We start from the raw sequence: 11,956 nt of genomic DNA, 5'->3' as shown, positions 1-11,956 counted from the left end.
TACAGATTAGCACCGTTCAAAGGTTACTAAACGATTAATTTCGTATTAATAAAAAAACAACCTCAGGAAGCATGTATGACCGTTTAAAAAATCTCTTGTCGCTGCCTTTTATTTTTTGCCTCGTGCTCTTGATCCTTAACGACTTCCTGCTAAAGGCTACTTTTCATAATGTGCTTACCGGTAAACTTTCCGATTTCTGTGGATTATTTATTTTCCCGGTTTTTTGGTCGGCACTCTTTCCCAAATTTAAATCATGGATTTTTATCCTTAGTGGCATATTGTTCGTTTTTTGGAAAAGCGAATATGCTTCCGGACTGATTGAATTGGTAAATACCTTCTTTCCCATTGAGCGGACTGTTGATCCTACCGATCTGCTGGCCTTACCGGTGTTGTTGCTGGGTTGGTTGCATCTCAAAGGCAGGCCTCAGCTCGCGTTGAGCAACTCTCTATTGCCTCGCCTGGGCATTGCGTTTATCGCCCTCGTTACCATTTTCTCTTTCTGCGCCACCAGCCAAAGGCCGTATATCCAATCTTTTGACCATCCCCAGTATGTGCTTTTACGATCGGCTGTAACTCCGGATGTGAAGCTTTATGATGAATTTGAATTTTACAGGAAAGATTCGTTACTCGTTGTTAAGGTCAACCACCAGTACATTAGCCGGCCTGTTATGGACGATGATTACAATAAGAACCGTTCCCTCAAAGACCTGGATGTTAGCGCCCTAGCGCGGATAGGAGATAGCACGAGCCTGATGCCTCCGGGAGAAATCACTGCTTTGACCGTTGAGACCCCACAGGGTAAAGATGCTTTAAGGTTTAAGGGCGGGCGGCTGGATGGCAGGTTCAGCAGGACAAAAAATGGTAGAATGATTATTGAAGGCTTCTACAAGATGGGCATTGAAGACTCCATTTGGACCTTTAAGGATAGCACCAGCAATGCGGTGATTAAGCAGACCATTGTGAATGGGGAGCGAACCAGGCTTGAGCAGTTCCGGGATGGTAAGCTGGTTTCCTCAACCGGTATCAACACCCGGGCAGACAGTATTAGGAATATCTACATCAAAATCGGAATGCTGATACTGTGCATGCTTGGTATTATCCTCGTGTTACGCCAGAACTACAGAAAGACTTTTCCCGAGCAACTTGTGCTCAAACAATATTGGAAATGGCTGTTATGCCTGGTCTCGCCAATTTTTGTCTGGCTAGTCTACCTTGGTTTGAGCACATTGCTCATAAATTACAGCCCTGATATCTTTGAAACCCTTGCCGCCATTATTTTCATCTTTATGGCAACTTGCCCGCTGATGTTTGTTGCCGTTTTTGGGATCAGGCTGAGAAAGGAAATCGATATTGTATTGTACTGCTTATTGCTTGGGCTTGCATGCAGTATCTGGACTATATGCGGGATTCTTATTGAACTTACGATTTAGCTTAATTTGGTCTGCCAATTTATTCAGTCAGAAATGCAGACTCCCACTTATTTATCAGATGCCTTACAGGAATTTCACGATGGAAAGCAACTATTCTTTCTTAGAGGATAGTTTATTGCTGATCAATAAAATCTTCAGGTGTGTAGGTAACTCTTGCAAAGTTTTTGGTTATGAGTGCTGTTTCTACAACTGCTCCGCTTTTAAACTTTAGAATTTTGTCTCGCCAGATTTCATTTTTTCTATAAAACGCGCCATCTATCTTTAAAAATTGATGGTCTTTTTCAATGATGTGATAAGCATAATCCAGTTCATTGTTAATGCGGAGTTCTCCTTCTAAACATTTGTCTGTAAACCACAGGTTGATTTGAAAAGTGTGTTCTGTATGATTTGTAAACTGGTAGTCAAGGTAATTGTAAAAAACCGTCGCCCCACTTCCGAATGGCAAAACCCGTCCATCGTCTGGAAACGGATCAAACGAATGATGATGGCGCTCCGTAACCGTCAGCGGACTGTGAATGACCAACCAATGGATTAAATTGGAGATTTGGCAAATGCCGCCACCAATTCCTGCTCTTGCCTCGCCAAATGTCAGTTCCATTCCCGCTAAATACCCTTTTCGCTTTGTCGGTAAACCAACTAATTTACAAAAAGAAAATGTCTCACCTGGTCGAACGAGTATACCGCTAATTCTCTTCGCTGCAATATTTAAGTTGGTTACTTTGTTAACCTGCAATTGCATATCGCTTTCACCTAGTTTTTTAAGCAGTACAGATTGGTGTTTTTTTATTCTAAAAGCGAGTTTGTTGGTTGTTAGCTGGTACGCATATTTTTTATTGCCGAAATACCAGTCGGCATAACGCCTGAATCGTCTTGCCCAAACGGCTAAAAAGTATAAAATCGGGTGTCGTTGACTTATTAATTTTCTCTTTTTCAATGCTCCATTATGTTTACTCATTGAATCTATCTGATTACAAACGATAACTCAATGTAATTCCAGGTTTTGCGTCTCCAATAAGTCTTGTGTTTTTCTATAAATTATTTTATTGCTGTTTACTTGATTTTACCCAAGTAAGCTTGCCACTATTGGAATAGCGGTAAACATCCGTCCACCAGGTTGCGCCACCCCGGCATGAGGACATTAGAAGCTTGTTCTTTTTATCCAATGTCACATCACAAAGGCCCGAGCATTTTCCCTGCGTTGCATTGGGTTCTGCCAGGAGGTGAAAACGCTTCGATTTAGGATTGTACAGATAGATAGTGAAATTCCGGTAAACGCCCATGCCCTCGTCCGGTATGGAAAATGCGACATCATCAAAACCATCGAAATTGTAATCTGCAATCGTACCAAGCCGCCGGGGATCGGGATGGTCAAACCCTGGAAGCTGGCTGGTTTTAGTGCTGCCATCGCCATAGCTGAAGATGAGCAGGTTGTCTGAAGTATGCCGGAAAGAGATCAGTACATCATGAAGAAGATACTTATCAATTCTTGCCTCGTCTCCCGGCGCTATGATCTGCTCCAGCTGAAACTGCTTGCCATCTTTACTTCGTTTGTACCATATTCCTGATAATTTTCCAGCTTCCTGTGTAAGTCCGTAACTGCCGGTTACCTTTCCTCCGATCACTTCATCCCATACGTAAGTCACTTTTGGTGCTGTTAAACTTCCATGGCTGCTGCGGGTCTCTAATCGGAGTGAGATGATGCCCTGCTGGCCCCGGTACTGGACAAATGCCCCCTTGCCTTCAGTGCCGAAATAAATGTCAAGTATGAAAGGCCTGGCCCCGGTTGTTGATTGAAGTGAAAATGGTTGGGCCGCTGCCTGGTAAAATAATAATACCGGCACCATTAGGGAGAGCAATTTCTTAAGCATCGTTTTTTAGTTTTTATATTGCTCTTTTGCATTTATTGTGCCATTAATTTTTCTAAAATAAAGGAAAAATGAGAAAGGTCTTCCAATCCTCCTTTAAGATAAACTGCTACAGGCTTTTTCCGCTTACCGGATGCTACCCTAAAAGCATCGTTACAAAAGAAATCGGGAGGTTTTCTAGATGATCATGCAATTATTTTGTAGATCATACCAGGCAGCCAATCATATCGTGAAAACTAAATGCAACTAGCCGGTGTTAGATATCATGAAGTAAATCAGTTAATTAAGCGGCAAAAACGATTGATTACATACGTTATTTAATATTTTTGCTGGATCGGTAAATAGCAAAGGGTAAAATATGAATACTAGAAGAGATTTTCTGCAAAAAATGGGTGCATCCGCATTGATGCTGCAATTGAGTTCAATATCGGTATTTGCGAACGCTCCTGATCTGATCGAACAGCCTTACGACGGTAAAGTACTCCGGGTAGCCATTATGGGTTTAGGTGGATATGGCACCCGGGTGGCGGAGGCTATGAAGGCTTGTACCAGGGCGAAGCTGGTAGGTGTAATTAGCGGTACGCCTTCAAAAATTAAAGAATGGCAAACTAAGTACAATATCCCTGAAAAGAATTGCTATAACTATGACAATTTCGATCAGGTAAAAGATAATCCGGATATCGATGCAATTTATGTGATTACGCCAAATGCACTGCATCATAGTCAGGTTATCCGGGTAGCAAAAGCAGGAAAACATGCTATATGCGAGAAACCGATGGCGTTGAATGCCAAAGAAGGACAAGAGATGATTGATGCTTGTAAAAAAGCAAATGTAAAGTTACTGGTTGGCTATAGGTTACATTTTGAACCCCATACGCTGGAGGTGATCCGAATAAGAAATGCGGGCGACTTTGGCAAGATCATGTTTTTTCAGGGACAATGTGGTTTTAAAGCTGGCGATCCTATGCAATGGCGATTAAACAAAGCGCTTGCTGGCGGGGGATCAATGATGGATATTGGAATCTATGCCATTAACGGAGCCAGGTATATGGTGGGCGAAGAGCCGGTTTGGGTAACCGCCCAGGAAACCAAGACCGACCCGGTAAAGTTTAAAGAAGGTGTAGATGAAACCATACAATTTCAATTAGGTTTTCCGGGTGGCGCGGTAGCCTCCTGCTTGTCGAGTTATAACATCAATTACCTCGATAGATTCTTTATGAGTGGCGACAAAGGATTTGCAGAAATGCAACCTTCTACTGGTTATGGTCCGATTAAGGGTAGAACGCATAAGGGTGAACTCACGCAACCCATCACTACCCATCAAACTGTACAGATGGATGAAATGGCAACTATTATTTTTGAAGATAAGAAGCCGGTAGTTCCTGTAAACGGTGAGGAAGGTTTGAAAGATCTTAAAATTATTGATGCCGTCTACCAGGCTGTAAAAACGGGGAAAAAGGTTAAACTAACTGTTTAAAACAAACTTTAGATTAATGAACCAATTCACTACACTGATTTTACTGATGCTGTTTTTTTCTACAGCTTATGGGCAAAAGACAGCTACAAATAAATTAGAAGATCTGTCAATTGCAGTAAAAAACGGTGCTTACCCTAACCTTGATGGGCTGATGATAACCAAAGACGGCAAGCGGATATATGAAAATTATTTTCACGGATTTAGCAAAGATAGTCTGCACGATACCCGTTCAGCTTTTAAGTCAGTAGCAGGAATATTAGTTGGTATTGCTATTGACAGAGGATTTATTAAAAATGTCGACGAAAAAGTATATTCTTTTTTCCTGAATATTGGCCTTATGGAAACTGGGATACGCTGAAAGACAGTATGACTATTGAAAATTTGCTTGAGATGAAATCTGGCTTTGATTGCGAAGAATGGAATGGGAGCAAGGATTGTGAAGATGATATGCAGACTAGGCAGGACTGGATAAAATTTTGTCTTGACCTGCCATTAAAAAACAAGCCAGGAACCCAATGGGATTACACCTCAATAAATGCAATGCTTTTAGGTGGTATAATTGCTCATGCCTCCCAGATGACTGTTTCGGATTTTGCAGATAGGTACCTTTTCAAACCATTGGGTATCACGAAATATAAATGGACTAAAGATTCCATGGGCCATGAAACAACAGCAGGTTCCTTCTATATTTCTTCCGGAGACCTGAATAAAATAGGTCAATTAGTCTTAAACGATGGCATTTTCAATGGTAAAAGACTAGTATCTAAAAAATGGATAAAAGTTATGACGAAAAAACGTCATAAAATTGAGGACTTTTCCAATGTGAAAATTTCCAAAAACAGTGCAGCTATTCCTCAGCCAACTTACTATGCTTATACATGGTATAATGAAGAAGTAAAAACTGAAAATTTTATGTACAATATTGTTTTTGCTTCAGGAAATGGAGGACAGTATATCATGGTGGTAAGAGAATTAAACCTGGTGGTATCCTTTAATGGAAACAGCTATAACTCTTCAAAGTCAAAGTTGCCTTTTGATATCATGATTAAATACATTTTGCCTTTTTTTGACCAAAAATAGTTGCCTTGAAAACTCAGTTTGAAAATTCAGGTAAAGTACTGTTACCAAATATAAAAAAATGGCGTGTAATGCGAGTTCCCGTCATTGGGGCAATTTTCAGGTCATTCGTTTGATAATTGCCATAATAAGTTTATGTATCAAAATTTTTGCTTTCAGGGAACTTTCAAGCGGTCAACATAAAAACAAGACCATTAGTCTTTATATCAATATTTCATATTGTTTTATCTTTGGTTTTTACTTAATATTTAATGATGTCACGAATCAAGGCGTCATTGAAAATTGCCGAACAATTAGTATCTTTCCACAATAATCCTGTTGGGTGTAAAGTTTAAAACCTTAACTATTCTTCAAAAAAAAATGTCATCTAATACACTAAAATTGCTACAAAAACAAAAAAAAACATCCTTGAGATCTGGATGAAAAATCAATTATCTGACGATGGTCTTCGTGAAGACCTGATCAGTAACGAAGATCTCAGGGAACAATCAGAAGAATTGGTTGCTGCTTTAGTTAATAATTTATCTGGAAACGATCTGGAAGACCTTGATGGTGACAGCTGGAATTCTGTGATAGAGATTCTGGGTGGCATTGCCATAACCAGGGCCCGTCAGGGCTTCTCTCCGCGTGAGACCGGTCGTTTTGTTCATAGTTTAAAAGAAGCTGTTCTTGAGGTTTTACAAACCCAGATCAAGGATCCAAAGCAGCTTTTTGACGAAAGCATGAAGATCATCAGGGTAATGGACAATTTGAGCATCGTGACTTTCGAAACCTTCATCAAAGGCCGTGAAGAGGTTATTCTGAGACAGACAGATGAGATTGCTGAGATTTCAACTCCGGTAATCAGGGTTTGGGACGGTATCCTGGCTTTACCAATTATAGGCACGCTCGATAGTTCGCGGACCCAAATAGTAATGGAAAATTTATTACAGGAAATCGTAGAAACTGGTTCAAGCATTGCTATTTTGGATATTTCAGGTGTGCCGGCGGTAGATTCTTTGGTCGCCCAGCACCTAATCAAAACCGTTAGCGCCACCCGTCTTATGGGAGCAGAATGCATAATCAGTGGTATACGCCCCGAAATTGCTCAAACAGTTGTACACCTGGGAATAGACCTTTCCAATATTATCACAAAGGCGAGCTTGGCCAGTGCATTGGCTTATGCGTTCAAGGTTTTGCGATTAGAAGTGCGCAAAGCAAATCCAGTTAATAAAATTAATAATATATAGAATGGATAAAATTCCTATTCTCCGGATGGGAAGTTTTCTTCTCGTAACCATTCAGGTAGATTTGTATGACCGTCTGGCGCTGGATCTTGAAGCAGATTTGGTTCAGATGGTTAACAAGACCAGTTCGAGAGGAGTACTGATTGATATATCGGCAGTATCCATTGTCGATTCATTTATGGGACGCATTATTGGTAATATTGCCAGTATGTCTAAAATATTGGATGCAGAAACTGTTGTGGTAGGCATGCAGCCGGCAGTAGCCATAACCCTCATAGAGCTTGGGCTACCGCTTAAGGGCGTACATACTGCACTCGATGTCGAGAAAGGTATGAATTTATTAAAGTCTATGATTGGTTCCGATGTCGGAGACGAAGAAGAAACCGATGATGATGATAACTTCGCTCAGTAAAGATAATATTCAGGTTCAAAAGGAACAGGATGTGGTTTTATTAAGAAACCGCATCCGCGAGGTCGCAGTTAAAATTAAAATGGGTTTAGTGAATCAGACTAAGCTTATTACTGCTGCAAGTGAACTTCTGCGCAACATGTTGCGATACGGTGGTGGAGGCGAATGTCTTGTCGAAATTGTGACGCGTGGCCGGGACACAGGGGTAAGACTGACCTTTTCAGATAGGGGGCCTGGCATACCCGACATTAGCGCGGCCATGAGGGATGGTTTTTCAACAGGAAAAAGCCTTGGACTTGGATTGCCGGGTGCAAAAAGGCTCAGCAACGAATTTGATTTAAAAAGCAAGCCCGGAGAAGGCACAGTAGTGATGATTATTAAATGGGCAAATGGTTGATGCAACACACATAAGCCTTCAGGCGGGCGATAGAAGTTACTTTTCACTTATAAAAAAGAAATTCACCAACGACTGGTTAAAGTTGGTATGGATAATGTAAGGATTGCAGAGGTTGATATTGTTGCCGCAGAAATGACCAGCAATCTTTTTAAGTATGCTGACGGCGGAGAAATTCTGTTCGGAGTTTTCAACGAAAATGGAACGCCTTATGTAGAGCTCATCTGTATAGATAAGGGACCTGGAATGAAAAACCCTGCCAGGATGATTCAGGATGGAATGTCCACCAGCAATACTCTTGGCGCAGGTTTGGGCAGTATTAAGCGTTTATCTGATACCTTCGATATATATTCCATCCCGGAATGGGGCACCATCCTTCTAAGTAGAATCTATGTGGGGAAAAAGCCTGTGGCTAAAAAAGGAATGATAATCAGACCTCTGGTTCTGAGTAAACCAGGAGAACTGGTAAGCGGGGACGGTTTTTCATACCGCATATCAGGAAAAACCTTCAAGCTATTTTTAGGAGACGGTTTGGGTCATGGTCCGGATGCAAACTTTGCCGTGAATGAAGCAGCTAAGGCGTTCAAGGTTTTTCCAGATGCCAGCCCTGTTGAAACACTCCGGTTTATGCACACATCAATAAGAAAAACACGCGGCCTTGTAGCTAATGTAACTACCTTTAATAGTGAGAGGGGAGAATGGTCATCAGCTGGAATTGGTAATATTGCTGCTAAATGGATCGGACCGGTTAATTCAAAAAACCACATGTCTTATAATGGAATAGTCGGACACAATATTCCCACAACTATGAATGACCAGGTTTTCAATTTTTCCGATTTTAATCAGCTCGTTTTGTGTTCTGATGGTATCAAGACCAGATGGGAGACAGGGAAGTACCCCGGCATCCTCAAGCACGACCCTTCCATCCTGGCATCGGCATTATATAAAGATCATGCAAGACAAACGGATGATATGTCCGTAGTTGTCATCAAAATCGTTTAAGATGAGAGAAATTATCGGTATCACGCTTGAAAATGAGATGGATCTGATTTTGGCACATAAGCGGTCCATGCAGATTGGTGAGCAGCTCGGACTGACCGTTGCCACGAGAACAACACTTGCCACAGCGGTCTCTGAGGTGGCAAGAACAGTTATCGATTTTACAAACGAGGGCAGATTAAGTTTATGTATATCTGGAAAGTTCCCCCGTTTTTCAATAAATGCAGGCATTACATTTGACTCTGACCATGTTTTTAAAGAAACGGATGAAGGCTTTTTTATGCCAAAAAGCTGATGCCTGATTTCAACTTTGAGGTAACCGGGCAGGAATACTCGATAACCATGGCACTCAGCCTGCCGCGCTCCGCAAAGGTCGACGAAGCTAAAATATCAATCCTCCGGGATTATTTTATCAATGCTGTTCCGCTAAATGCATACGAGGAAATCAAAAACAAGAATAGCAAGCTTAGTCAATTAACCCAGGCGCAGGAACAGGAGATCAAATTGGGGCGTGAACTTGATGAGAAAAAAACGAATTCATTTCCGTTGCAAGTCATGAACTTAAAACACCAATAACGGTAATTAAAGCCTATACCCAGATGTTGAGGCTTTTAAAGGGGCAATATTCAGACAAAGTAGGTGAGGTGGTTGAGAAACTGGAAATTCAAACCGGCAAGCTGGTCCGGTTGACCTACCAGTTAATGGATGTTTCTAAGATTGAAAACGGCAGTCTTCAATACGACCTGATAAAGATAGAGCTTAACTCATTTCTTGAAGAGACCGTAACCATGCTGACCAATGTTCACGCTAATAACAAGATCAATCTTCAGCTTGGCGATGGGTGTTCTGTCATGGCAGATCCATTGCGGCTCGAGCAGGTATTAAGCAATTTAATAGGCAATGCCGCAAAATATTCAGATAAGAATTCAGCTATCGGTGTTGCCACGTTCTTATCAGAAGAAGGTGGTAGCATCACGATCCAGATCTCAGATCATGGAATGGGGATGTCGAAAGACAGTATAGCAAGGATATTTGAAAAATTCTACCGGGTTGAAGACATCGTTTCCTCACATCCGGGATTGGGGATGGGTTTGTATATTTCCTCTAAAATAGTAGCAGATCACGGCGGCAAAATCTGGGTGCAAAGCGAAATAGGAAAGGGGTCAATATTTTACTTCACACTACCTCTCGCAGTCCCATTCAAACAATAACCTTGATTATAAAAACGGAACCGGTTCAATATAAGGTTAAGATTCAATTAACTCTTGTCGTGCAAAATAACTGGCTGTTTGAGGAATCAAAAACTTAATCGCAAATTTAAGGTTATCTAAACTAACCATAAACATAACCAATGCCCAAACATATTTATTTACTGGAAGACAATGATGACATTAGAGAAATCGTTGAACTGTTATTAGAAGGAGAAGTTTTGAAAGTTTCCTCTTTCGCAGATATCGCTTCTTTAAATAAAGCCCTGGAACAACATGTTCCAGACGCCTTTTATTAGATGTAATGCTACCCGATGGTAATGGTATCGACGTATGTTGCAAACTAAAGGCAGATAAATCTACAGGAGATATTCCTATTGTAATGATGTCCGCAAATTACAATGCTTCGCAAATGTCAGCACTATGTTCGGCAGATGATTTTATAAGCAAGCCCTTCGATATTACTGATTTTACACGGAGGGTCGCAATTCAGCTAGGGCTGGACGAACTGTAGAACACAATTTTGTAGATGACAATTTGGGCTAATCGTTCTCATAAATCAGCGACCTAATTTTAATCTGTTAAATAGTCTTAAAGTCGAATGCGGAGATTAATGTTCTTTATATCCGCAACTTTTGCAGCGAATAGCTTTGGCAATGCTGAAAATATAGCTATGTATACCTATCGCACATTTATGGTTCGTTAACCTTCATCCGTTCGATGATGGAACCGTGGTATTGCACGCGCCATTGCAGATATGCAATTAACCCGGGCAGACCAGACCGCACAATCTACAGTATGTCTGCGCAAATACCGTTAGTACGCAGCCGCTATTACGACATATTAGCCCAAATCCAACAAGGAATGTTGGATATAACCGAATGGCTGAATTGGTTCCTCAGATGTTATGAACACGCATTATCCAATACCGCCCGGACGCCGGGAAAAGTTTTGAGTGAAGCGAAGTTTGGGGAAAATCCTCAGCTTCTATTCGATGGCAAGCCGACCTCTTCTAAATGGGCGAAGATTGCAAATGCTCTCAGGACACCGCAATGCGGGATATACAAAATCTTATTGAGCGGGGATTAATGATGAAAGAAGATGGTGGTGGGCGCAGCACCAGTTACATTTTAGTCTGGTATATTGGATGACATTTAGCATTCGTATTAGTGCCGCTAAATGTAAAATTAAATGCAGTGTTTTAAAACAAAAAAACATCCGTCTTTTGGACGGATGTTCTTAACAATGTATGAAGGTTATTATCTTATCCTATCTTAACGTTGATTGCGTTCAGGCCTTTTCTGCCCTCTTCTACATCATAGCTTACTGTATCATTCTCGCGAATGTTATCTATTAAGCCTGATACATGTACAAAAAGCTCTGCATCGCCATTAGCTGGCACGATAAATCCAAAACCTTTTGTCTCATTGAAAAATTTTACTGTTCCTTGTTGCATTATATTTTATTTTAATTATTTTCAAATATAAATAAATTTATTGAAAATCAAAACGTTATGTTTTAAGGCTCGGGTATCGGGTATTGGCCAACCCCTCCAATCTATATTATCTATGATAGGGATGGATATCTTTATCCACCATTTTCCGTCAAGTGATATTCACCTGGTAAGCTAGGATATACTGCATGCGACCAATAAAATTTGTTGGGTAGCTGCCTTGACACTTTTGCGGTTACGATAACGTTATCCATCCTTTAAAGCAAATTGCAGGTGTCTCTGTTAACACCTTAAATAACAAAGGGGTTTAAATAGTTTGCAGTACCATAAAATGAACCTCCTTCATATTAACTTAAATTTTCACGATACTCGCCCGCAAGAATAAGAATACTTCAGGATCATACCTGATGTAGGTAAT

At 40.9% G+C, this 11,956-nt stretch carries 16 protein-coding genes; 13 read left to right on the top strand and 3 right to left on the bottom strand.

Annotated elements, in window-relative coordinates; all coding sequences use genetic code 11:
• Positions 1 to 170: 170 nt before the first annotated feature.
• On the top strand, positions 171 to 1,430 hold the full coding sequence (locus tag ACQ86H_RS24205) for a hypothetical protein (RefSeq protein ID WP_431292763.1): 1,260 nt from the start codon (positions 171 to 173) through the stop codon (positions 1,428 to 1,430).
• A gap of 112 nt (positions 1,431 to 1,542) precedes the next feature.
• On the opposite strand, the gene ACQ86H_RS24200 is transcribed toward ACQ86H_RS24205, so the two are convergent.
• Positions 1,543 to 2,385: a VanW family protein gene (locus tag ACQ86H_RS24200; RefSeq protein ID WP_431292762.1), complete on the bottom strand. Its 843-nt coding sequence runs from the start codon at positions 2,383 to 2,385 to the stop codon at positions 1,543 to 1,545.
• Positions 2,386 to 2,470: 85 nt separating this feature from the next.
• Positions 2,471 to 3,298, bottom strand: a complete 828-nt coding sequence (locus ACQ86H_RS24195) for an XAC2610-related protein (RefSeq protein ID WP_431292761.1) — start codon at positions 3,296 to 3,298, stop codon at positions 2,471 to 2,473.
• Positions 3,299 to 3,653: 355 nt separating this feature from the next.
• Between ACQ86H_RS24195 and ACQ86H_RS24190 the strand changes: the two genes are divergently transcribed.
• The 12 genes from ACQ86H_RS24190 to ACQ86H_RS24135 all read left to right on the top strand — a co-directional run bounded on the left by ACQ86H_RS24190 (position 3,654) and on the right by ACQ86H_RS24135 (position 10,599).
• Positions 3,654 to 4,772, top strand: coding sequence for a Gfo/Idh/MocA family protein (locus tag ACQ86H_RS24190; RefSeq protein ID WP_431292760.1), 1,119 nt, complete (start codon positions 3,654 to 3,656; stop codon positions 4,770 to 4,772).
• Positions 4,773 to 4,788: 16 nt separating this feature from the next.
• Positions 4,789 to 5,130 carry a hypothetical protein gene (locus tag ACQ86H_RS24185; RefSeq protein WP_431292759.1) on the top strand — a complete coding sequence of 114 codons (342 nt, stop codon included), beginning with the start codon at positions 4,789 to 4,791 and terminating at the stop codon, positions 5,128 to 5,130.
• 8 nt (positions 5,131 to 5,138) lie between these two features.
• Positions 5,139 to 5,852 (top strand): serine hydrolase domain-containing protein, encoded by a 714-nt coding sequence (locus ACQ86H_RS24180; RefSeq protein ID WP_431292758.1) that lies wholly within the window; start codon positions 5,139 to 5,141, stop codon positions 5,850 to 5,852.
• A gap of 416 nt (positions 5,853 to 6,268) precedes the next feature.
• A complete protein-coding gene (locus tag ACQ86H_RS24175) occupies positions 6,269 to 7,078 on the top strand; it encodes an STAS domain-containing protein (RefSeq protein WP_246862706.1) in 810 nt (269 codons plus the stop codon).
• Position 7,079: 1 nt separating this feature from the next.
• Positions 7,080 to 7,487: an STAS domain-containing protein gene (locus ACQ86H_RS24170; protein WP_138820174.1), complete on the top strand. Its 408-nt coding sequence runs from the start codon at positions 7,080 to 7,082 to the stop codon at positions 7,485 to 7,487.
• Positions 7,462 to 7,881 carry an anti-sigma regulatory factor gene (locus ACQ86H_RS24165; RefSeq protein WP_246862707.1) on the top strand — a complete coding sequence of 140 codons (420 nt, stop codon included), beginning with the start codon at positions 7,462 to 7,464 and terminating at the stop codon, positions 7,879 to 7,881. The genes ACQ86H_RS24170 and ACQ86H_RS24165 overlap by 26 nt, the downstream gene beginning before the upstream one ends.
• Before the next feature lie 87 nt (positions 7,882 to 7,968).
• The gene (locus tag ACQ86H_RS24160) at positions 7,969 to 8,880 is read left to right on the top strand and encodes a serine/threonine protein kinase (protein WP_431292757.1); all 912 of its coding nucleotides are present in this window, start codon (positions 7,969 to 7,971) and stop codon (positions 8,878 to 8,880) included.
• Between the two features lies 1 nt (position 8,881).
• Positions 8,882 to 9,172, top strand: a complete 291-nt coding sequence (locus ACQ86H_RS24155) for a hypothetical protein (RefSeq protein WP_431292756.1) — start codon at positions 8,882 to 8,884, stop codon at positions 9,170 to 9,172.
• Entirely contained in the window at positions 9,172 to 9,453 is a 282-nt protein-coding gene (locus tag ACQ86H_RS24150) for a hypothetical protein (protein ID WP_431292755.1), read from the top strand. Before ACQ86H_RS24155 ends, ACQ86H_RS24150 begins: the two co-directional genes overlap by 1 nt.
• Positions 9,417 to 10,088, top strand: coding sequence for a sensor histidine kinase (locus ACQ86H_RS24145; protein ID WP_431295464.1), 672 nt, complete (start codon positions 9,417 to 9,419; stop codon positions 10,086 to 10,088). The genes ACQ86H_RS24150 and ACQ86H_RS24145 overlap by 37 nt, the downstream gene beginning before the upstream one ends.
• Before the next feature lie 140 nt (positions 10,089 to 10,228).
• On the top strand, positions 10,229 to 10,384 hold the full coding sequence (locus ACQ86H_RS24140; protein ID WP_431292754.1) for a hypothetical protein: 156 nt from the start codon (positions 10,229 to 10,231) through the stop codon (positions 10,382 to 10,384).
• 5 nt (positions 10,385 to 10,389) lie between these two features.
• Positions 10,390 to 10,599 carry a response regulator gene (locus ACQ86H_RS24135; protein WP_431292753.1) on the top strand — a complete coding sequence of 70 codons (210 nt, stop codon included), beginning with the start codon at positions 10,390 to 10,392 and terminating at the stop codon, positions 10,597 to 10,599.
• Positions 10,600 to 11,349: 750 nt separating this feature from the next.
• Here ACQ86H_RS24135 and ACQ86H_RS24130 read toward each other — a convergent pair.
• Entirely contained in the window at positions 11,350 to 11,541 is a 192-nt protein-coding gene (locus ACQ86H_RS24130; protein ID WP_138820181.1) for a cold-shock protein, read from the bottom strand.
• Positions 11,542 to 11,956: the final 415 nt, after the last annotated feature.

The sequence above is a fragment of the Pedobacter sp. P26 genome, assembly GCF_050632135.1.
Classification (GTDB): Bacteria; Bacteroidota; Bacteroidia; order Sphingobacteriales; family Sphingobacteriaceae; genus Pedobacter.
This window is presented reverse-complemented; position numbering and strand designations above follow the sequence as displayed.

Excerpts from the sequence above, each read along its gene's own strand:
- ACQ86H_RS24200 (WP_431292762.1), bottom strand. The coding sequence starts at position 2,385 with ATGAGTAAACATAATGGAGCATTGAAAAAGAGAAAATTAATAAGTCAA.
- ACQ86H_RS24195 (WP_431292761.1), bottom strand. The coding sequence starts at position 3,298 with ATGCTTAAGAAATTGCTCTCCCTAATGGTGCCGGTATTATTATTTTAC.
- ACQ86H_RS24190 (WP_431292760.1), top strand. The coding sequence starts at position 3,654 with ATGAATACTAGAAGAGATTTTCTGCAAAAAATGGGTGCATCCGCATTG.
- ACQ86H_RS24185 (WP_431292759.1), top strand. The coding sequence starts at position 4,789 with ATGAACCAATTCACTACACTGATTTTACTGATGCTGTTTTTTTCTACA.
- ACQ86H_RS24180 (WP_431292758.1), top strand. The coding sequence starts at position 5,139 with ATGACTATTGAAAATTTGCTTGAGATGAAATCTGGCTTTGATTGCGAA.
- ACQ86H_RS24175 (WP_246862706.1), top strand. The coding sequence starts at position 6,269 with ATGAAAAATCAATTATCTGACGATGGTCTTCGTGAAGACCTGATCAGT.
- ACQ86H_RS24170 (WP_138820174.1), top strand. The coding sequence starts at position 7,080 with ATGGATAAAATTCCTATTCTCCGGATGGGAAGTTTTCTTCTCGTAACC.
- ACQ86H_RS24165 (WP_246862707.1), top strand. The coding sequence starts at position 7,462 with ATGATGATGATAACTTCGCTCAGTAAAGATAATATTCAGGTTCAAAAG.
- ACQ86H_RS24160 (WP_431292757.1), top strand. The coding sequence starts at position 7,969 with ATGGATAATGTAAGGATTGCAGAGGTTGATATTGTTGCCGCAGAAATG.
- ACQ86H_RS24155 (WP_431292756.1), top strand. The coding sequence starts at position 8,882 with ATGAGAGAAATTATCGGTATCACGCTTGAAAATGAGATGGATCTGATT.
- ACQ86H_RS24150 (WP_431292755.1), top strand. The coding sequence starts at position 9,172 with ATGCCTGATTTCAACTTTGAGGTAACCGGGCAGGAATACTCGATAACC.
- ACQ86H_RS24140 (WP_431292754.1), top strand. The coding sequence starts at position 10,229 with ATGCCCAAACATATTTATTTACTGGAAGACAATGATGACATTAGAGAA.
- ACQ86H_RS24135 (WP_431292753.1), top strand. The coding sequence starts at position 10,390 with ATGCTACCCGATGGTAATGGTATCGACGTATGTTGCAAACTAAAGGCA.
- ACQ86H_RS24130 (WP_138820181.1), bottom strand. The coding sequence starts at position 11,541 with ATGCAACAAGGAACAGTAAAATTTTTCAATGAGACAAAAGGTTTTGGA.